Below are 21,911 nucleotides of genomic sequence, written 5' to 3' on the forward strand. Positions count from 1 at the left end.
GAGATAACTTAATACACCTAACTGGTGCTAACCAATAAGCTTTACTACGTCCTTAGCGAAATAACTCGCAATGATATCGGCGCCAGCCCTTTTTATAGCATAGGTCTGTTCAAGCACTACCGCATCGTGATCGAGCCATCCTTTTTCAGAAGCAGCTTTTATCATAGCATATTCCCCACTTACCTGATAAACAGCAACTGGAACATCATACTCATTTTTAATATCTCTTACAATATCCAAATAGCAAAGTCCGGGTTTTACCATTACAATATCTGCCCCTTCATCAATATCCATTTCTGTTTCACGTAGTGCTTCTATACGATTGGCATAATCCATTTGATACGTTTTCTTGTCTTTAGGAACCTCGGCCAAATCAACCGGAGCAGAATCTAATGCATCCCTGAACGGACCATAGAAAGCTGAGGCATACTTGGCGCTATAGCTCATGATACCGGTGTTAATAAAGCCTTCCTCTTCCAGGATCTCGCGCATTTCAAGTATGCGTCCATCCATCATATCACTGGGTGCAACAAAGTTTGCTCCTGCCTGCGCATGACTTAATGCCATTTCTGACAAAATTGATGACGATTCATCGTTTAAAATCATGCCATTTTCAACCACTCCGTCATGCCCATATGACGAATATGGATCTAATGCTACATCCGTCATAACTAACATATCAGGCACTGTATTCTTAACGGTTTTGATAGCACGTTGCATTAATCCATTCGGATTTAAAGCTTCAGTCCCCTTGTTATCTTTAAGGTGGTCCGGAACTTTAACAAAAAGTAAAACCGATTTCAGGCCTAAATTCCATAACTCCTTAACTTCTTTTTCTAATTCATCCAGGCTGAAACGAAAGTAGTTTGGCATAGAAGGGATTTCATCCTTTACGCCTTTTCCTTCGGTAACAAATAGTGGCACTAAAAAATCATTTGGGGTAACAATGGTTTCGCGAACCAATCCTCTGATAGCTTCGCTCTGTCTTAGTCTTCTATTGCGTCTTAATGGGAACATATGAATATTATTTTTTATCGATATTAAGTTTTTTATTAATCTTATCAGCAGTTTTTGTGAAAGTTCTTGGAGCCTTAAAACGGTAACCGATATGAATGTTGAGGTAATTCATGGTGTCTCTGAACTGCATGTATCGGGTACTGTTGCTTTTTAAAAATAATACATTAGATTGTATTCCTCCAAAAAAACGATCGTAATTAAAACTTAAAACTCCCTGTAGTGATAGTTCATATAAAGAGGTGAATACATAATCATTTCCAAAATCGTTGTAATTGAGTCCAAATCCGGCAGAGGCTCCACTAGAAAACATAAAATGCTCGTTCAAAACAAAATTATAAAAATACGAAGGAGCAAGTGCGATGTCTACGGAACTGCTGTTGTGGTTAAAGCCACTGGACTGTAATACAAAATTAGTGTAATAGTAATATACCTTGGGAATGAAACTACCCGCACTTTTCAATTGCCATTCGCGCTGACTCCTGGTAGCGCGGTAAGAGAATTTTTTGTTGAAGGAATATGCTGTGGCTCCTCCGATCTTATTGGTTTCCATCAATGGAGATATTTCATCTCCGGAACCCCTGTTGATGGTAAAACCTCTCTGGTGATAAAAACTCACATCCTGTATCCAGTTTTTATAAAAACCTTTTAGGGCAAGGTTAATGATATTAGCATCATCAGCATGGCTATTTCCAGGAAGGAAACCCGAAGAAATACCCACGCCAACTTCTAACGACCTGAATTGTGCAGCAATAGACAGGCGTTCTTTTTTGTTTGGAGATATTTCATATTTTGTACTGGCATCTTTGTCATTATATCCAAAACTATTCGAGTTGTGGATAAATGCCAGTTTTAGGGCAACTTCATCCGGAAAGCTTTTTATATATCCATCCTTATGGATGCTATCAGTTCTCTGCGCGGTTATAAAAAAGCAGTGGCTTATAAAAAGTAAGATCAAGGCTTTTTTTAAACCCATGCTTTAGGATTTTTTAAAACAGTGATTAATTTCTCTTCTTCACTTCCTTTTTCAGGATGATGATCATAAACCCACTGCACATGGGGCGGGAGACTCATCAGAATACTTTCTATTCTGCCGTTTGTCTTCAGTCCGAACAAGGTACCTTTGTCATGTACCAGGTTAAACTCTACATAGCGGCCTCTTCTTATCTCTTGCCAGTCTCTGTTCTTTTGAGTGTAGGGTAAATCCTTACGTTTTTCAACGATGGGAACATAAGCAGATAAAAAACTATCGCCAACTTCGGTTACAAAATCGTACCAGGCACTCATGTCCATCGTTTCATTGGCTTTGCAATAATCAAAAAATAATCCTCCGATGCCTCTTGCTTCATCACGATGTGCATTCCAGAAATACGTGTCACATTTCTTTTTAAAGTCAGGATAAAAAGATGGGTTATGTTGATCACAAGCCGTTTTGCAAACTTTATGAAAATGCCTGGCATCTTCTTCAAACAAATAGTAAGGAGTTAGGTCTTGGCCACCACCAAACCAGCTATCGACAATATTACCCGCTTTGTCATACATCTCAAAATAACGCCAGTTTGCATGAACGGTAGGGACAAAAGGATTCTTAGGGTGTAGTACCAGGCTAAGGCCACAGGCAAAGAAATCGACATCATCAACTTTAAAATACGATTGCATAGCTTTCGGAAGCGGTCCGTGAACGGCAGATATGTTTACTCCCCCTTTTTCAAATACGCGACCGTTTTCAATAACTCTCGTACGACCGCCACCTCCTTCAGGACGTTGCCATAGGTCCTCCTGAAACGTTGCTTCTCCATCGATAACTTCAAGTTTTGAGGTTATGGTATCTTGTAATTGTTGTATGTATTGATAAAATTTTTCTTTCATGTTAATTGCGCACTAATGGGTTTAAATTTTTTAGAAACTAATAAAATAGTTTCGATTATGGCGGTAATGCTATAATAGGAAAAACCGAGGCAAATAGCGGTATATGGTTTTTCCAGGAAAAGTCCGCCTTGTGTTCTGATAAGGTGATACCCGGATTGATCTAAAAACTGATCGTTTAATCCTAAACTGGGTATATATGGTGAACCAAATCCTATAATAAAAATAAGAATAAAGTAGGTGAAGCCAGCAGAAACGGCCATTACTTTTGTTCGCTTTTTAAGCTCGGGACTCGGGTTGCTGAAGGCAAATCTCATACGGTTTAAAATAGTAATTAAATAAACCATTATAATGAGATTGTTGGTCACCAGGGTATTAAAAAAGTAAGCGAATAACCCATAGAATGGGAAGAAAATAAAAAGGGTGTATTTCTTTGGGAATACGGCCATAAATATTCCGGTGTGCAACATGATAAACTCGGCAGCTATGAGAATGGCCAAATTCATAATTTGTTCGGCTTGATCTGGTTTCGGATCAATCCATAACATTAAGAATTGTAGGGCTATAATGATATTCATCATGATGCCGGTGTACTCAAACTGCTTATCGTATTTTTCCAGAATACTACTACTCATTTACTATCGGTTAATCACTAATTTTTTTAGTAATAATGGTGCTGTACTTTTTAAATTTATGATGGGTTTCGATTATAATTTTAGCGGCATTTTTCACCTTAAATTCCATGTTGATCACCGCTGGTAAACCAGTTCTTTTTTTGTCGTTAAATATGGCGATTAATTCGTCCGGGGTGTATTTATCATCAAGCTTCACATCTTGATTGTAGAGGAAATTATAAGTGGCATCCAGCTGTTTATTATCGGCATCATAAAACCGGATGGCTTTGTAGATGTTGTATAGGAGCGTGTTATAGTTTTTTCTGGGTATTGATAATACTACTGCACTCTTGTCAAAATGAGCTGTAATGCCTTTATTTTTGGTGTTATTTTTGGTCAGACTCAAATTTCTGCTTTCTGTCGGAATATATAATGACAAGTTAATTTCGATAGTATCACCTTCTGGTAAGGGTTCGTAGATGTCTTTATAATATTCTCCAAGATACCCCACAGAAAATGAGTCGTAGTCCTCTTGTCCCGGAATTAACTTTAAAACCTCTCTGCCCTTAGGAGTGTGGAGGTAAAAGTTATTAACTTCAATATAGGAGCCGGTCGGGTATAAAGTGTCCATTTTAGTATTGTAAACGGATATGCTTTGATAGTTGCTATTGTTAGATAGTATTTCTAAAGATTCACTATAGGCCTCAATTTGTGAGTTAGAATAATTATTCTGAAATGGATAAAATTCGAGTGCTGCTTTATCGATATATTTGTCGGCTGAATACCAGTTGTTATAGACTTTTTTAAACGCCAAATCCTGATAGTCAATGATGAGGGGTGGATAATCATAGCCTTGTAATTTGGTGAGCATATACATGTTTCCGCGATCCCCAAAATTCAGCATTAATTTCGTAAGCTTCTGAATACCTGTTTTTCGATCGTATATGGAAGTCCCTCCCATATGCACTTGGTTCTCTTTTACCTTAAAAATGCCTCGACTTTCAACAATGACCTCTTCTTTATTCACCTCGATAATAGTATGTTCAACAAGAACCGCTAGCTTTTTGTTTTTTTGAAATGAAAAGGAATCAAGTTCCGACCAGTTGTAGCCTGTCTTTAACTGGATATCTTTAAGGGGATTAATCTTTTTGTTGCCAAATTTATCCGTTAATTGATTAAGGATACCCTCCACTTCGGCATCGTTTATATCCAAATGATATGTTTTAGAAACAATTCCATTGCTATCAACTTCAAAGGTAAGAGGCTTGTTGATGATGTGCTTAGCTAATTTTTGAACCCGTTTGTTTTCCATAGCGATGTTTTTAGTATGGAAATAAGCACGGTTATTGTAACCCTGGCTCATAGAACCTTTTATATCGTGAAGAACAATTTCAAAATCGAGGTCTTTATTGGTATATGTTAAGCCAAAATCAAAATTGATCATAAAAGCAATATCGTCATCTTCCTCTAAAATTAATTCTGTCTCATATTCATATACCTGATCAATTACAGGTCTTAATTTCAACTGTTGCGAATACCCGGTAAGGGAAAAAACAATGAAAGTGGTGACAAGTATAATTCGGTCTATTCTCATAGATGCTGTTTAAAAATCATATCAAATGAACCAGTTGATTTTTAAGGGTCCTGAGCTCGTTAAGATTCGATACCTTTTTACTGGTTGTAAGAAACGGTAATAATTCCTTGGCTAATTTTTCACTGTCAGTCTCAATAATATTATTGCGTTTGAACATTTTGTGAACAAAGGTACGACCATATGCATTGTTGTGCAGGTCCATAGCACGCTCCAAAGGTTTGTTTGGAGAAAATTCTTCGTGCCAGTCAGTGATTGTTTTAGCCCATTGAAGCGCCTCGTTAAAATCTTTGTTCCACTGATAAGCTTCCTTGGTTAATAAAATATTCCATAAGGCATGTCTAAACGCATTCGAACTGTTATTTAGATGATGCAGGTTTGGAAAATAATGATCTGAAATACGGATACAGTTTTTTGTTGCTATAATGGTTGGGATCACCATAAGCGGCCGCCTGAAAAATAACCCCGAAAGGCTTATGAGTTTCTTATAATTTAAACTTGTTAAAAGCGTTCGGGGTATCATTTTATTTATATTCTTTAACCGCTTCTATAAAGGCTTTGGCATGATCAACCGGGATATTAGGTAAAATACCATGTCCTAAATTAACCACATACTTATCTTTCCCAAATGCATCGATCATCTCATGAACCATTTTTTTAATGGTTGGGATCGGGGATAACAAGCGCGAAGGATCAAAGTTTCCTTGCAAAGTGATATTTCCTCCCGTTAAATACCTTGCATTTTGAGGCGAGCAGGTCCAATCTACACCTAGTGCTGAGGCTTTACTTTGTGCCATGTCGTTTAGGGCAAACCAACAACCTTTTCCAAACACAATAACTTCAGTTAAAGGAGCTAACGCTTCGATAATTTGGTTGATGTATTTCCATGAAAACTCCTGGTAATCTACCGGAGAAAGCATGCCGCCCCAACTATCGAAAATTTGAACTGCATTGACCCCGTTTTTTACCTTTTCTTTTAAATAAAGAATTGTGGTGTCAGTTATTTTCTGAAGCAATGCATGGGCTGCTTCGGGTTGAGAGAAACAAAAACCTTTGGCAGTATCAAAACTCTTAGATCCTTTTCCTTCTACAGCATAACAAAGAATAGTCCAGGGAGAACCTGCAAAACCGATTAAAGGAACCTCGTCATTAAGCATTTCCTTTGTGAGCTTAATAGCATCCATTACATAGCCTAATTCTTCATTAATTTCAGGGATAACAACTTGTTCAACATCTTTAGCGGAACGAACCGGATTAGGTAGCCACGGACCAACTCCGGGCTTCATTTCCACTTCAATGTTCATCGCCTGTGGAATTACCAGAATGTCGGAAAACAAAATAGCAGCGTCCGGCTTAACGATACGAATAGGTTGTACGGTTATTTCAGCAGCCAATTCGGGAGTTCGACAACGAGTAAAGAAATCATATTTTTCTTTTAATGCCATAAACTCAGGTAAATATCTTCCAGCCTGTCTCATCATCCATACAGGTGGACGTTCAACAGTTTCTCCCTTAAGTGCTTTTAAAAATAAATCGTTTTTTATCATGTGTTCTATGGTCTTTCTTTATGAGTTAAAATGTTTAATCACTTGTACAATCACGTTTTCAATGGTCGGTTTATTTGCCGTGATAATATTGTTGGTGTGTTTTTTTACTTCAGCCTCCGTGGTTTTTCCAAGAGAAAAAACAACAGCTTCTTCAATATGATTTTTAAGCGTGAAACTTTGTACGGCACTCGGACTGAAAAACATGATTCCGTCAAACTCTTCAAACAATTGTTTAGAGTCGGCCTCTGTCTTATATACTTCAATCTCTTTAAAAGCAACTCCATGCTCGCTTAACAGTGCAGGAAGCTCTTCTCTTCGACGGTCACCGCAGAAAAAGATAAATTCTTTTTCTTTATGATTGTTTATGATCTTAGTGGCCAGCCCTTTTGCCTGGTACGCTTTTTCCGTTACAGGATAGCCTTTAGCGATTAAAAAAGCTTCTGTTTTATCACCGACACAGTACGAGTTTTTAATCGTAATATCACGATTGTATATTTGTTTTACAGAGTTCTTGCTGGTAAATATGGCGTTTTCAATTTCCTTGGGACAATTAAAATCAATTCCTTTTACCTTTATGAAATCAGCTTCAAAAACCGTAATATTAGCTTCTTCCAGCATATTTCGTTGTTGTTCTGTAAGCTCCTTGGTGCTTAATATTTTAGGTTTCATGTTCATATTATAATAATTTTATTCAGCTAAATCGACTCCAAAAGCCGTTATATCATTATTGTTACCAAATACAATTAAAATATCATTCTCTTGCAGTTTTGTCTCGTTATTAGGGATGCCAATAACTTCTTTTTTCTGCATTTTGTTTCCTAATAGATTGGTCTTTTCACAGTCTCTTAATATGGTTACGACATTGAGATTATAATGCTGTCTGAAGCTTAATTCCTGCAGTGTTTTTCCAGACATTCTTGCATTTATCTTTATTTCCGATATCGAATAGTTCTTATCGATATTAAAGCTGTCGATAACGTTTTTTAAGTTAATCTTAGAGGTCAGCTTTTCTGCTGCTTCCTGTTCGGGATGAACAATGCGATTGATGCCCATAGCTTTCAGAACCGTATCATGAATAGGAGAAAGTGACCTGCTTATAATATCCGCTTTTGTTATTTTCTTTAAAATGGCAGTCGTTATGATTGCAGCTCCTTCGTTTTCTCCAATGGCGACCACTGCAATATTAGTGTCTTTAAGTGGAATAGCATCATAGGCAAGTTCATTTGTTGCATCCATACATATGGTATGAGCAATTTTATCTTTAACAAGATTGATCTTTTCCATTTTATGATCGATACCTATAACCTCATTACCCGTTTCAGTAAGCTTCAAGGCTAGTGAGGTTCCAAAATTTCCTAATCCAAATATTATAATTTTCACAATGCTAATTTAATTAATTCAAATACCTCATGTTGCTCATAAACAATATGATTAGCTGACTCTAATTTATTAAAATGTTTTCTTTTGGGTACTGATACATTTTTGAATTTATTCTTCTCAATAGCCCAATTAAAATATTGAGCATTCCAATTCTACCGATAAACATAACCAATATTAACACCAGTCTGCTGGCATTAGAGAGATCAGGTGTTAGGTTAAGGCTTAACCCCACGGTGCTATAGGCAGAAAAGCATTCAAAAGCAATATGCAATAAATCCTTGCCTGGTTCAAAAATTAACAATAACAATATTGCGACTCCTATCGTAATCAATGAAATGCATAAAATGGCAAAAGCTCTTTTAATGGTATCGTTGTGGATGCTCCTTGTGCCGATTTCTATCTCAGGCTTATTTTTAGCAGTAGAGAGTATGTTAAGTGTAGCTAATGCAAAAGTTGTCGTCTTAATACCTCCTGCAGTAGACGCTGGTGACCCTCCAATCCACATCAATAGCATAACAAAGAGTATCGACGGTAAGGCTAGGCTTCCATAATCAATTGTGTTAAATCCTGCAGTTCTTGGGGTCACTGACTGAAAGGCAGCAGTTGTAAATTTTCCCAGCCAACTGTCATGCACTGCAATCGTGTTGTTAAACTCACTGATGCCAAAAAATGCAAACCCGGTAATAAGTAATATTACTGTGGTTACTAGTACGATTTTAGAATTTAAAGTAATGAGTCTTACGATAGGTTTTTTGTGCTCTCGGTATATTAGGTTATTTATTAAAACTTTGAAGTAGCTATAAAAATTGAAAACTATGTTGTAGCCTAGCCCTCCTAAGATAATTAGTATCATAATAATCCATTGGAACGAATAATCGAATTGTAAGTCAGCATTAAAAAGTCCATTGGATATATTCGAAAATCCCGCATTACAAAACGCCGATATGGAGTGAAACACACTAAAGAAAACAGGATTTTGAATATCAGATGCATGGTCTAAAGAAAAGTAGATCAGGATAGAGCCAAGTGCTTCAATACCCAAGGTAAAGGTGACGATTTGCATAGCAAAACGCAAGGTGTCTTTTAAATTTTCTGAAGAGACAAAATCTTTTAAATAAAGACCTTCCTTAAATGACGATCCGCTTCTAAAGAAAAAGGCAAAGAACGAGGTGAAAGTTAAGATCCCTAAGCCTCCTAATTGAATTAGAAAGAGTATAATTGACTGTCCAAAGGTTGTGAAATCTTTTGAGGTGTCTAAAACCGCTAATCCCGTTACACAAACAGCACTGGTTGCGGTAAACAGGGCATCGATAAAATGAATATCACCCTGGGTGGTTGCCTTCGGTAACATAAGTAAAAAGGCTCCGAGAAGATCAATGATAAAAAAACTCCCAACAAAAATAATAGCAGGATTAAAATAAATGCTATAAAGATACCTGATAAGAATACTGAGTCGAATGATCAGATATAGCAATAAGGAACCCTCAAGGTAAGGTTTCATATGTAAAAGAAAATCCGCTAGTGCGCGCTCAGGAGAAAAAAGAAAAATAATAAAACTGCTTACCAAAACAATCGAAAATAGTATGGTATAGGTAAGACTAAGCGTTTTCTTTATGGATTTTTTCTGGTGATAATACCTAAAGATGTTTACAGCAAGTAAAATGGGTATTAAGCAAGAAATTAGTATGAGTTTATGAGTTTTAAATTTCTCATATACGATAAAACCAAAGTCGAAAACAAGAAAGCTAATTACGATAAAATCGACAATTAGAAGTGTCAATCGTGCATACTGTAATTTTTTCAATCGACAAGGTTTTGGTTCCTGTTTTAGTTAATTGTTTTTCGAATTTCTTCCATGATCGACTTGCCTCCTTCATTCAACACTTGTTGTCCAAAACTAATTCCTTTATTCAGATGATCTTTTAATGGAAAAGAAGTGTTAACCGCTGCTTTCTGACTTCCGTCCAGAGAAAAAACAGCAGCGTTAAAATGAATGGTATTGTTATCAATAGTTGCAAGCGCACCGATTGGTGCGGAACATCCACCCTCCAAGGTGCGCAAAAAATCACGCTCTATTTTGGTGCAGATTTCTGTTTCAATATGATTGAGCTGAGCAACCGCTTCCTGAACATATGGGTTGTTTTCCATTACGGCAATCGTAATGGCTCCCTGTGCAGGTGCCGGTATCATCCAGTCCAGAACCGTATTGTTTTCAGGCTTAAGGGCAATGCGCTCAAGTCCGGCTTTAGCGAAAATAGCCCCGTTCCAGTTATTGTCATGCAGTTTTTGCATACGAGAATTTACATTGCCACGGAGTCCAACCACGGTATGTGAAGGATATTTGTGTAGCCATTGCGCTTTCCTGCGTAAACTTCCTGTAGCAATAACGCCGTGCTCTTCAGATAGAAAATCAGTGTTTCCTTTGTGTATAAGAAGATCTTCTACATTGGCGCGTTCTAAAACCGCACCTTGAATAATGCCCTTGGGTAGCATGGTGGGAACATCTTTCATGCTATGAACGGCAATGTCAATAGTGCCATTAATCATGGCGATGTCAAGAGTTTTTGTAAATACCCCCGTAATACCCAATTCATATAAGGGTTTGTCTAAAATCAGATCACCTGTGGATTTAACAGGAGTTAACTCAGTTTTATATCCTAAGTCCTCTAATTTCTTTTTAACAGTATTAGCCTGCCATAACGCCAATTCGCTATCGCGGGTTCCGATTCGAATAACTTTATTCATTTACGCTTTGGTTTCCAGTTGAAACACCTTCTGAATTAAGTCAATACTTTCGTCTGAAGTGTTTGAGTTGTCTTTTAGGTGATTAGCAAAGTGAGTAGTGATCTTTTGAATGATACGCTCACTGATAATCGTAGCCTGTTCTTCATTAAAGTCTTCAATTTTTCTTCTCTGAAAATCAATTTCAGCATCTTTAAGAGACTTTAATTTTTTCTTGAGAGCTTTAATGGTTGGAGCAAACTTCCGCGTTTGCAACCATTGAATGAACTCTGTTTTTACCTCTTCGTTTATTTGTTCCGCTTTTGGAATGTGTGCTTTTCTTCGCTCTAAGGTCTGATCGGTCATTTGTGATAAATGATCCAAATGAACAAGAGTAACATTGTCCAGTTCGCTCACGTCATTTGCCACATTTTTAGGGATCGACAGATCCAATATCAAAAGAGGCTTGGTGCGATGAATCAGGTCTTTGGATACAGTAGGGTGCTGAGCTCCGGTCGATACAATTAAAATATCGGTATTTAAGATCTCTGCTTGTAATTCACAGTAGTCTTTTACGATGAGGTTAAATTTACCCGCAATCTTTTCAGCCTTATCTTTGGTGCGGTTAATAAGCGTGATATGTTCATTCTTGGTGTGTTTTACCAAATTCTCACATGTATTACGCCCAATTTTACCAGTACCAAATAATAGAATGTTTTTGTCTGAAATGTTTTCAACCTCGTTCATGATGTATTGAACTGAAGCAAATGAAACCGAGGTAGCCCCCGAGCTAATGTCCGTTTCATTTTTTATGCGCTTACTTGCCTGAATAACAGAGTTGCATAAGCGCTCTAAAAAGTGATCAGTTAATTCCATTTTCTTGGAGGCAGCAAAACTCTGCTTGAGCTGACTTATAATTTCAAAATCACCCAAAATTTGACTATCAAGACCAGTACCAACCCTGAATACATGTGCAATTGCATCGTTGTTTTTGCATACATAGCCAACTTGTTGGAACTCCTCTACCGTTCCATTGGAATTGTCACAAATTAATTTGATAAGTTGAAAAGGGTGCTGAGCAAAACCATACACCTCTGTACGGTTACATGTAGAAATAACCAATAAACTTTCTAAGCCTTCATCTTTAGCTTGAACAAGTAATCTTTCTTTTCCAACGGTATCCAGACTAAAACGTCCACGTGTCTCTGCATCTGCTTTTTTATAGCTTATCCCTACGGCATAAAAAGATTTACCTCTTGCTATGTTGTATGCTTCCATGTAATAAATCTGATAATCGGTAGCAAAAATAGAAGTACAATTGGTAAAAAAATAACGCTAGAAGAACTATTTGTGTCGCTTTAAGATTTTTTGGCCTTGAATTGGGTTGAAAACGCTAAAATACCTTACATTTGGATATAATCAAGCCTTTTTAGAAATTTTTGTTTAGAACGAATCTAAATAAAAAGGAATTTAAAAAGCAGGAGAATCATTAAAAAAATAACGCTGCAGGAACTATGGAAGAAATTCAGATATCAGATGGATTTTATTTGTTAAAAACACAGAATGACGGTAACGATCCTCAACAGTATGAGCGTCATGCAGATAGTAGCTATATTCAAATGCATTTTTGCCTGAAGGGGAGTTCTAAGTTTAATTTTAATAAAGGGCGATATGCGCTTGAGGTCAACGAAGAGAAAGCCCTGTTGTTATACAATCCACAACAGGATTTACCTATCAATTTAGAATTGGAACCGAAATCATGGCTTATTTCAGTTTTGATTTCTATCAAAAAGTTTCATTCGCTATTTTCCCAGGAAGCCGATTACATACATTTCTTGAGTGAAGATAACAAGGATAAGAAGTATTATACCAATGCGCCTATTACGCCTGCTATGGCAGTAGCTTTAAGTCAGATAATGAATTACCATGTGCATTCTTCTATTAAGACACTTTATCTGAAGGGTAAGATATATGAACTTATTAGTTTGTATTTCAATAAACCCGAGGATGCAGATGTGGAACAATGCCCTTTTTTAATAGATGAAGACAACATCCGAAGAATACGTAAGGCAAAAGATATCGTCATAGCACGAATGGCAGAACCACCATCCCTTTCTGAACTTTCTGAAGAAATAGGGTTGAATTTGAAAAAGTTGAAAGAAGGATTCAAACAAGTTTATGGCGATTCGGTTTATAGTTTTTTGTTTGATTATAAAATGGAGTATGCCCGAAAGGTGCTGGAAAGTGGTGAGCATAATGTAAATGAAGTAGCCTTAAAGGTCGGGTATAGTACATCAAGTCATTTTATTGCTGCTTTTAAGAAGAAATTCGGAACCACACCAAAAAAATATTTAATGTCCTTAACCAACTCATAACAATGAGAAAAAAGCTTTTACTATCTATTATTGCAGGATTGTTATTCCAATGGGGGTACAATCAAAATCCTGTTGATTCCTCACAAAATGAAAATATACTTTTGTTTACTAAAACTGCAGGCTTTCGACATAGCTCGATAGAGACAGGGGTCAAGCTTGTTAAAATGCTGGGAGAACAAAATGGATTTAATGTTACACATACAGAAGATGCATCCGTTTTTAACGATTCGTTCCTGAAAAATATAGACCTTATTGTTTTCTTGTCAACTACCGGAGATATTTTAAACCCTAAGCAAGAACTGGCGTTTAAAAATTTCATACAAAACAAGAAGGGTTTTTTAGGGATCCACGCAGCCACAGACACTGAATTTGAATGGGAGTGGTATGGGAAACTGGTTGGCGGCTATTTTTCTGATCATCCTAGAGTTCAAGAGGCAAGGTTGGAAGTATTGGATAAAGATCATCCGTCGTGTAAGCATCTGCCTGATACCTGGATTCGGAAGGATGAGTGGTATAACTTTAAGAACCTGAATTCAGATGTGAGGGTTTTGATTAACCTTGATGAATCTAGTTATGAAGGAGGGAAAAACGGGGAAAGTCATCCTATTGCCTGGAGTCATGTTTATGAAGGAAGCCGAATATTTTATACCGGTGGAGGACATACGCATGAATCTTATGATGAACCGCTCTTTGTAAAACATATTTTAGGTGGCATTCTTTGGTGTCTTAACAGAGAAAATGCTATTGAATAAATCTATACAGTTATTAATATTCTTAACGGATGGTTTAGAAATAAGCTTTGAGGAAAAGTGTATTTTTGCCATGAATAAATTAAAGACATGAAAGGAGTTTTACTTATAAACCTGGGTTCGCCGGATAGCACAAATCCTAAAGACGTTAAAAGATATTTAGACGAATTTTTGATGGATGAAAGGGTGATTGATAAACCTTACCTGTTGAGAGCCTTTATAGTAAAGGGAATTATCCTAAATACAAGACCCAAAAAATCAGCAGCTGCTTATAAAAAGATTTGGTGGGATGAAGGTTCGCCTTTAATAGTACTCTCTGAAAGACTTAAGAGAAAGGTAGACGATTTAACCCACGTTCCGGTTGCTCTTGGAATGCGTTATGGGAATCCTTCAATTAAAGCCGGGTTACAGGAATTAGCAGACCAGGGTGTCGACGAGGTGTTAATAGTTCCACTTTATCCCCAGTTTGCCATGTCTACTACTGAAACCGTACTGGTGAAAGCTGAAGAGGAAAGGAAAAAACATTTTCCTGAAATGAAATTCACGAATATTCCTGCTTTCTATAATCACCCGGATTATGTAAGAGTACTTGCCGCTTCTATTAAAGATGAATTGGAGGGGAAAGAATGGGATCACTTGTTGTTTTCATACCATGGGGTACCAGAGCGACATATTAGAAAATCAGATATAACCAATTCACATTGTAAAATAGATGGTGTATGTTGTCAAACAAATTCACCAGCCCATCAATATTGCTACAGACACCAGTGCTTTGAAACCACTAAACAGGTCGTTGAATTACTGGGTATAGACAATTCAAAGTATTCAACCTCCTTCCAGTCCAGATTGGGAAGAGATCCATGGATACAGCCATATACTGATGCCACCATCGAAAGTCTGGCTGAAAAAGGAATTAAAAATCTCGCAGTAGTTACACCTGCGTTTGTCTCTGATTGTTTAGAGACCCTGGAGGAAATTGCTATGGAAGGTAAAGAGGACTTTATTGCAGCAGGTGGAGAGCAATTCTACGCAGTTCCATGCCTGAATGATAATGATGAATGGGTGAAAGTATTGTCAAGATGGGTTGATGAGTGGGCAATAACTGAAACAGCCAACGCTTAATGGCAAAGGTTAGTGCTACCGACTTAGGTTCAGAGCCAATTGGTAAACTCTTGGTAAAGCAGGCTATACCCGCTTCTGTAGGGATTTTGGTAATGTCTCTGAATGTCCTGATCGATAGTATTTTTGTGGGTAAATGGGTAGGTTCGATTGCCATCGCTGCAATCAATGTAGTATTACCCGTATCATTTTTTATTGCCGCGCTAGGAATGGCAATTGGAATTGGGGGTTCGTCTATCATTTCCAGAGCTTTGGGAGCCGAAAACCCCGAGAAAGCCCTGACTACTTTTGGAAACCAGATCACCTTAACGATCCTTATTACCGTCGGCATGGTAATACCAGGCCTTATTTTTGTCGATGATATCATCCCGAGTTTTGGGGGTAAGGGAGCCATTTTTGATCCTGCTAAAATATATTACACGGTGGTGCTCTATGGTGTGCCTTTCCTGGCCTTGTGCATGATGGGTAATAATGTCATACGGGCAGAAGGAAAGCCACGGTATTCCATGATAGCCATGATCATACCAACCATCGGAAATTTGTTTCTGGATTACCTGTTGATTCATGTGTTCGACATGGGCATGAATGGAGCCGCCTGGGCTACTACCTTGTCTTATTTGATGTGCTTTGCCTATATATTATGGTTCTTTCTTAGTAGAAACTCAGAGCTTAAAATCAATATAACTCATTTAATTCCTAAAAGAGAAATTGTTTCTGAAATTGGCTCTCTTGGGTTTGTAACCCTGGCACGACAGGCTGTGGTTAGTATTATTTATTTGATTATGAATAATATCTTGTTCAACCTTGGAGGGGAGGCATTAGTCTCTGTATATGCCATAGTGGGTAGAATGCTGATGTTTGTCCTGTTTCCTGTTTTGGGAATTACTCAAGGTTTTCTGCCGATAGCCGGTTTTAATTATGGGGCTAAAAAGTATGCGCGGGTGCGAGAATCGATCAATAAATCTATAATTACAGCATGTTTTGTAGGTTTGCTGGTTTTCCTGATCATATTCTTTATCCCTGATGCCTTTACAAAACTATTCCTCAAGAGTAATGGTACGCTCTCTCCGGAAGAATTAAAAACCAATGCTACCATTTTAGCCAAAGCTCCTGATGCACTTAGGATGGTTTTCGCGGCAACGCCTATTATAGCTATTCAATTAATTGGAGCAGCCTATTTTCAAGCTATCGGGAAAGCAATCCCCGCTTTACTCCTGACCCTAAGCAGACAAGGGTTTTTCTTTATTCCTCTGATACTTATATTGCCTGGAATCTATGGTGAAACAGGTGTATGGATCTCCTTCCCTATAGCAGATTTCTTAGCTACCATTGTTACTGCATATTTTTTGAATAGGGAAATTAGGCGTACGACAAAGTTGGAAAATGCTGTTTGATATTTTTTAAAAAGACTACCTTTTTTTAAGAAAAATCTTATATATTAGCGATGTTGTATTGAATAAGATTCATCTTGAAATTTTGTGTCTAAATGAAAAATCTTAAAAGCCTATTCAAGAATCCTGTATATGTATTACTTGGAATTTTAATATTGGTAGTATTGTACTTTAATATAGCTGAACTAATGTACCAATTGGGGGAGGTAGCAGGACGCAGGGTGTCAAAACAGTGATCAGGCTTTTTTAAAAATTCAAGACAGAATTGATGACTGTGAGGCAATTGCCAGATTGGTTTAAAGGGCCGTACTATATCATATTTTATTCCTACCTTTAAGTGCAAACCATTGTACTACTTTAAAAATGATAAAAAGACTACTATTTCTCAGTATGTTAGTCATACTGGGCATTTCAACTTCCTGGGGACAAACAAAGAAATCTAAGAAATCAAAAACAACCGAAACAGAACAAAGCCTGTATAGTGGTTTGGAATACCGGTTAATAGGGCCTTTTAGAGGAGGGCGATCGGCAGCTGCAACCGGAGTTCCGGGAAAACCGAATCTGTACTATTTTGGTTCTACCGGCGGAGGTGTATGGAAAACTGAAGATGGAGGGAGAACCTGGGAGAATATTTCAGATGGGTTTTTTGGAGGAAGTATAGGTGCCGTTTCAGTGGCGCCAAGCGATCATAATGTAATCTACGTCGGAGGAGGAGAAAAAACAGTGCGCGGAAATGTCTCTTCAGGTTATGGCATCTGGAAAACAGTTGATGCAGGTAAGACCTGGAAGCAAATGGGACTGGAAAAATCGCGTCATATTCCCAGAATCAGGGTACACCCCGATAACCCTGATATCGTATACGCCGGAGTTTTGGGTAATATCTATAAACCTACCGAAGAACGTGGTGTTTACAAGAGCACGGACGGCGGTGAAACCTGGAGAAAAACGCTATTTGTAAATGATATGGCCGGAGCTGTAGATTTGATGATCGATCCTAATAATCCAAGAATATTGTATGCCTCAACATGGCGTGTGCAACGTACTCCTTATAGTTTGAGTAGTGGAGGTGAAGGTTCTGCACTATGGAAAAGTACTGATAGTGGAGAAACCTGGACCGAAATATCAACAAAACAAGGATTTCCAAAAGGAACCTTGGGAATTATAGGCGTAACGGTTTCACCAAAAAATTCGGATCGGGTATGGGCTATTGTTGAAAACAAAGATCAAGGTGGTGTATATCGTAGTGATGATGCCGGAGCGACCTGGAGACAGGTCAATAGTGATAGAAGTTTACGACAAAGAGCCTGGTATTATACCAGGATTTATGCCGATACCGACGATGAAGAAGTGGTTTATGTGGTGAATGTACAATATCATAAATCAAAGGACGGCGGAAAAACATTTTCTTCTTCAAGCGCACCACACGGAGATCATCACGACCTATGGATAGCTCCGGAAAATCCGGATAGGATGATAATTGCTGATGATGGCGGAGCCCAGATCAGTTATGATGGAGGAGCCACCTGGAGCACCTACCATAATCAGCCTACATCTCAATTTTACAGGGTTACAACCGATAATCATTTCCCGTACCGTATTTATGCGGCACAACAGGATAATTCTACCGTTAGAATAAATCATAGAAGCGACGGTTATTCCATAGGGGAAGATGATTGGGAGTCTACAGCAGGAGGAGAATCAGCACATATTGCAGTCGATCCGGAAAATGACGATATTGTTTATGGTGGTAGCTATGGAGGTTTTCTAACAAGAGTCAACCATAAAACAGGTACCGTAAGAGCCATTAATGTATGGCCTGATAATCCAATGGGATATGGAGCAGAGGGGATGAAGTATCGGTTCCAGTGGAACTTCCCTATTATGTTTAGTAAGCACGATCCAAATAAATTGTATACGTTTTCCAATCATGTGCACCTAAGTACAGATGAAGGTCAAAGCTGGACCTTATTAAGCGATGACCTTACTACAAATGACCCGGAAAAATTAAAATCTTCCGGAGGGCCAATCACACAAGACAATACCGGAGTAGAATACTACTGTACTATATTTGCCGCAGATGAAAGCCCTTTAAAAGAAGGACTCCTTTGGGTTGGTAGCGATGACGGTCTTATTCACCTTACCCGGAATGGAGGGGAGACCTGGGAAAATGTGACACCTAAAGGACTTCCGGAATGGAGTATGATTAATAGCATCGAGTCAAGTGCCTTCGAAGAAGGGACTTGTTATGTAGCGGCTACGCGCTATAAATTAGGTGATTTTCAACCTTACCTGTATAAGACTACGAACTATGGTAAATCATGGACGCAGATAACCAATGGGATAAATGAAGAGCATTTTACCAGGGTGCTTAGAGCCGATCCGAAGCAAAAAGGGTTGTTGTATGCAGGTACCGAAACGGGAATGTACATCTCTTTTGATGATGGTAAGAACTGGGAGTCTTTTCAGTTAAACCTGCCGGTGGTTCCCATTACCGATCTTGCCCTGAAAGATGACAACTTGATTGTCGCTACTCAAGGCCGTAGTTTATGGATAATAGACGACCTTACCGTTTTACATCAATTAAAAGATGTTCAAAACAAAAAGCAGGTTCTTTTTGCTCCTAAAGATGCCTATAGGATGAAAGGTGGAGGAGGTAGTGCTTCTAAAACAGCAGGAGCTAATCACCCTAATGGGGTCATTACCTATTTCTACTTAGAGGATCTAAAAGAAAAAGATAGCGTGTCCCTCACCTATTTTGATAAAGCCGGGGATACCATAAAAAGTTATAGCAATTTTGATAGTAAGAATAAATTAGAACTTCAGAAAGGAGCGAATAAATTCGTATGGAATACGCGCTATGATGGAGCTGAAAGGCTTCCGGGAATGATCCTTTGGTGGGCAAGTTTGAGCGGTGCAAAAGCCGTGCCGGGCACCTATAGTGTTGAACTCGATGTAAATGGTCAAAAAGAAACGGAAATATTTAATATTTTACCGGACCCCAGAGCTGAGGTAAGCGTTGCAGAGATGCAAAAACAGTTCGATTTTGTGGAGTCTGTAAATAAAACGGTCGATAAGGCTCACAAATCAATCGCTAAGATCAGAGAAATTAAAAAGCAATTGGATGCTTTTGAAAAGCAATATAAAAATGATCAGGCAGTGAGTGAATTGGTCGAAAGAGCCGATACGCTAAGTAAGCAGTTTACAGCAATTGAGGAAGCCTTATACCAGACCAAAAATCGCAGTGGCCAGGATCCTCTTAATTTCCCGATTAAGCTTACAAATAAGCTGGCGCATTTAAATAGTCTGGTTACGATAGATGATTTCCCGCCAACAGATCAAGACATTGCAGTTAAGAACCAACTCACGGCTAAAATTGAGGAAGAATTGGTTAAATTCGATGCATTGGTTTCGGAGGAAATAAAGGCTTTTAATAAAGAATTTAATGCCTTAAACTTGCAGTATCTATTTGTAGAATAAAAAGGTATGTATAATTATATAAAAGCACTCCATTTAATATTTGTAATCACCTGGTTTGCAGGCTTGTTTTATATTCCGCGACTATTTGTGTATCAAATAGAAGCCTATCATAAAGCTTCCCCGGAGAAAGAGATTTTAGGGAAACAATTAAGTTTAATGGCGAAAAGGCTGTGGTATATCATTACCTGGCCTTCTGCAATATTGGCTACGGTTTTTGCCATCTGGTTACTGATTTTGATTCCCGGTTGGTTGACACAGGGATGGATGCATGTAAAACTAGGCTTTGTAGTGTTACTTTTTGCCTACCATTTAAAAACACATCAGATTTTTAAACAATTACAGCGCAATGAGGTAAAATATACCTCAAGCTTTATGCGTATCTGGAATGAAGGATCAACCATTATCTTGTTCTCTGTGGTTTTCCTGGTAATTTTAAAAAGCGCGATTGATTGGGTGTTTGGGGTGGTTGGTATTTTTGTACTGGCACTTTTACTTATGTTGGGCATTAAATGGTATAAAAAAATACGAGATAAAAATCCGGAAGCCTGATTGGCAAGGATGTTGTAATGAAATCACAAAACTGAAAACGTGAAAAAAAGAATATCTCTTCGATACCGGGTTTTCTTCACCATGATTTTATTGGTACTGATAGCTTTTTTGCTAATCGCTGCAGTGACCATATATCAATATAAAGAACAGTCCATAGACTATCATCGCGAAAGACTTGAACGTAAGGAAAGTCAGGTGATTGCCCAAATTGATTATGAACTGCGGGAAACTACTTTTGAAGTTAAATCAGACAACCTTCAATACATCTTTAGAAACAGGATTTATGAAATAGCAGACATTCAAAACCTGAACTTTAATATTTATGGCCTGGATGGGGAATTGATCCTTAGCAGTAAACCAAAGCGTGAAGAGAATGGAACTGTGATTGATGCAGCAACCCTGAGAGAACTTTCGTTAAATCCTGATCATAGAATTGTTGTAAAAAGAGACATAGCCGGCTATGACTTTCAGTCGTCATATGTTTACATCAACGATCTGAAATTTAAGCCTATTGGCATTTTAAATGTCCCCTATTACGAAGACGATAGTTTTAACGATTATGAACTTCGGGAGTTTTTAATTCGACTGGGAGCGGTATATTTCTTTTTATTGCTTTTAGCCATTTTGTTAGCTTACTTTATTTCAAAATATATCACCCGATCCCTCAAAGCCGTTAGTGAAAAAATAGAAGAAACGAGGTTGACCAAAACCAACGAAAAAATATTCTTGGAAAGACCAAGCGAAGAAATCGGAACCCTTGTCGACGCCTATAATAGTATGATAGATGAACTTCAGGAAAGTGCTGCCAAACTAGCAAAAAGTGAACGGGAGCAGGCATGGAGAGAAATGGCAAAACAGGTGGCTCACGAAATTAAAAATCCGCTTACCCCCATGAGACTGAGTGTGCAAAGCTTTGAACGCCGCTTTGATCCTAACGATCCTGATGCCTCGAAAAAGCTTCAGGAGTTTTCAAAGACACTTATTCAGCAAATCGATACCATGAGTAATATTGCCTCTGCCTTTTCTAGTTTTGCTGAAATGCCGAGGCAGAGGAAAGAGTTGTTGAATGTAGTGGATGTGGTGAAGCTATCCCTGGATATCTTTAATGAAGACTATATAGAATTTCGTTCAGAGGAGAAAGAGGTGATGGCTAAATTAGATCGAACCCAGCTGGTAAGAGTGGTAACAAATCTGGTAAAGAACGCCATTCAGGCAATGCCTGACCATGTCGATCCTAAGATAATGGTAGAGGTGTCTTCCATTGATGATCAGGTTAAGATAGCTGTTTCAGACAACGGAAAAGGGATTCCTGAAGAAAATCACGAAAAGGTATTTGAACCCAAATTTACCACCAAGTCCAGTGGCATGGGACTCGGTTTAGGAATGGTGAAAAATATTGTTGAAACTTACAACGGAACTATTAGCTTTTCATCAGAAAAAAATAAAGGAACCGTCTTTACGGTTTTATTTCCAAAGGAAAAATCATAATTTCGAAGGACGGACACAAAAACAACATAA

General features: G+C 38.1%; 19 protein-coding genes. 7 read left to right on the forward strand and 12 right to left on the reverse strand.

Annotation, left to right across the window (positions count from 1 at the left end):
* Positions 1-27: 27 nt before the first annotated feature.
* The 12 genes from hemB to hemA form a co-directional block, all read right to left on the reverse strand.
* The gene (gene hemB / locus P278_RS14660; RefSeq protein ID WP_038268522.1) at positions 28-1,017 is read right to left on the reverse strand and encodes a porphobilinogen synthase; all 990 of its coding nucleotides are present in this window, start codon (positions 1,015-1,017) and stop codon (positions 28-30) included.
* Between the two features lie 7 nt (positions 1,018-1,024).
* Positions 1,025-1,990 carry a DUF4421 family protein gene (locus tag P278_RS14665; protein ID WP_038268523.1) on the reverse strand — a complete coding sequence of 322 codons (966 nt, stop codon included), beginning with the start codon at positions 1,988-1,990 and terminating at the stop codon, positions 1,025-1,027.
* Positions 1,981-2,883 carry an oxygen-dependent coproporphyrinogen oxidase gene (hemF, locus tag P278_RS14670; protein ID WP_038268525.1) on the reverse strand — a complete coding sequence of 301 codons (903 nt, stop codon included), beginning with the start codon at positions 2,881-2,883 and terminating at the stop codon, positions 1,981-1,983. The genes P278_RS14665 and hemF overlap by 10 nt, the downstream gene beginning before the upstream one ends.
* Positions 2,880-3,515 (reverse strand): hypothetical protein, encoded by a 636-nt coding sequence (locus tag P278_RS14675; RefSeq protein WP_051413601.1) that lies wholly within the window; start codon positions 3,513-3,515, stop codon positions 2,880-2,882. The genes hemF and P278_RS14675 overlap by 4 nt, the downstream gene beginning before the upstream one ends.
* A gap of 10 nt (positions 3,516-3,525) precedes the next feature.
* Entirely contained in the window at positions 3,526-5,088 is a 1,563-nt protein-coding gene (locus P278_RS14680; protein WP_038268527.1) for a hypothetical protein, read from the reverse strand.
* Positions 5,089-5,104: 16 nt separating this feature from the next.
* Positions 5,105-5,608, reverse strand: coding sequence for a DUF6973 domain-containing protein (locus P278_RS14685; RefSeq protein ID WP_051413602.1), 504 nt, complete (start codon positions 5,606-5,608; stop codon positions 5,105-5,107).
* Position 5,609: 1 nt separating this feature from the next.
* Positions 5,610-6,632, reverse strand: a complete 1,023-nt coding sequence (gene hemE / locus P278_RS14690; protein WP_038268529.1) for a uroporphyrinogen decarboxylase — start codon at positions 6,630-6,632, stop codon at positions 5,610-5,612.
* 18 nt (positions 6,633-6,650) lie between these two features.
* A complete protein-coding gene (locus P278_RS14695; protein ID WP_038268688.1) occupies positions 6,651-7,301 on the reverse strand; it encodes a uroporphyrinogen-III synthase in 651 nt (216 codons plus the stop codon).
* A gap of 18 nt (positions 7,302-7,319) precedes the next feature.
* Positions 7,320-8,012, reverse strand: a complete 693-nt coding sequence (locus P278_RS14700; protein WP_038268531.1) for a potassium channel family protein — start codon at positions 8,010-8,012, stop codon at positions 7,320-7,322.
* A gap of 61 nt (positions 8,013-8,073) precedes the next feature.
* The gene (locus tag P278_RS14705; protein ID WP_038268533.1) at positions 8,074-9,816 is read right to left on the reverse strand and encodes a TrkH family potassium uptake protein; all 1,743 of its coding nucleotides are present in this window, start codon (positions 9,814-9,816) and stop codon (positions 8,074-8,076) included.
* 23 nt (positions 9,817-9,839) lie between these two features.
* The gene (gene hemC, locus P278_RS14710) at positions 9,840-10,757 is read right to left on the reverse strand and encodes a hydroxymethylbilane synthase (RefSeq protein ID WP_038268534.1); all 918 of its coding nucleotides are present in this window, start codon (positions 10,755-10,757) and stop codon (positions 9,840-9,842) included.
* Positions 10,758-12,011, reverse strand: coding sequence for a glutamyl-tRNA reductase (gene hemA, locus P278_RS14715; RefSeq protein WP_038268536.1), 1,254 nt, complete (start codon positions 12,009-12,011; stop codon positions 10,758-10,760).
* 236 nt (positions 12,012-12,247) lie between these two features.
* Here hemA and P278_RS14720 point away from each other — a divergent pair, with 236 nt between their 5' ends.
* The 7 genes from P278_RS14720 (at position 12,248) to P278_RS14750 (ending at position 21,881) form a co-directional block, all read left to right on the forward strand.
* Positions 12,248-13,108 carry an AraC family transcriptional regulator gene (locus P278_RS14720; RefSeq protein ID WP_038268538.1) on the forward strand — a complete coding sequence of 287 codons (861 nt, stop codon included), beginning with the start codon at positions 12,248-12,250 and terminating at the stop codon, positions 13,106-13,108.
* Positions 13,109-13,110: 2 nt separating this feature from the next.
* Positions 13,111-13,860 (forward strand): ThuA domain-containing protein, encoded by a 750-nt coding sequence (locus P278_RS14725; RefSeq protein ID WP_082436186.1) that lies wholly within the window; start codon positions 13,111-13,113, stop codon positions 13,858-13,860.
* Between the two features lie 87 nt (positions 13,861-13,947).
* Entirely contained in the window at positions 13,948-14,979 is a 1,032-nt protein-coding gene (hemH, locus tag P278_RS14730) for a ferrochelatase (protein ID WP_038268542.1), read from the forward strand.
* Positions 14,979-16,370 carry an MATE family efflux transporter gene (locus P278_RS14735; RefSeq protein WP_038268544.1) on the forward strand — a complete coding sequence of 464 codons (1,392 nt, stop codon included), beginning with the start codon at positions 14,979-14,981 and terminating at the stop codon, positions 16,368-16,370. Before hemH ends, P278_RS14735 begins: the two co-directional genes overlap by 1 nt.
* Before the next feature lie 360 nt (positions 16,371-16,730).
* Positions 16,731-19,844: a VPS10 domain-containing protein gene (locus P278_RS14740; RefSeq protein ID WP_235444301.1), complete on the forward strand. Its 3,114-nt coding sequence runs from the start codon at positions 16,731-16,733 to the stop codon at positions 19,842-19,844.
* A gap of 6 nt (positions 19,845-19,850) precedes the next feature.
* Entirely contained in the window at positions 19,851-20,393 is a 543-nt protein-coding gene (locus P278_RS14745; protein ID WP_038268548.1) for a CopD family protein, read from the forward strand.
* 81 nt (positions 20,394-20,474) lie between these two features.
* Positions 20,475-21,881, forward strand: coding sequence for a sensor histidine kinase (locus P278_RS14750; RefSeq protein ID WP_038268550.1), 1,407 nt, complete (start codon positions 20,475-20,477; stop codon positions 21,879-21,881).
* Positions 21,882-21,911: the final 30 nt, after the last annotated feature.

Origin of the sequence: Zhouia amylolytica AD3 (assembly GCF_000511935.2) — a bacterium.
In the GTDB taxonomy this organism is placed as follows: domain Bacteria; phylum Bacteroidota; class Bacteroidia; order Flavobacteriales; family Flavobacteriaceae; genus Zhouia; species Zhouia amylolytica.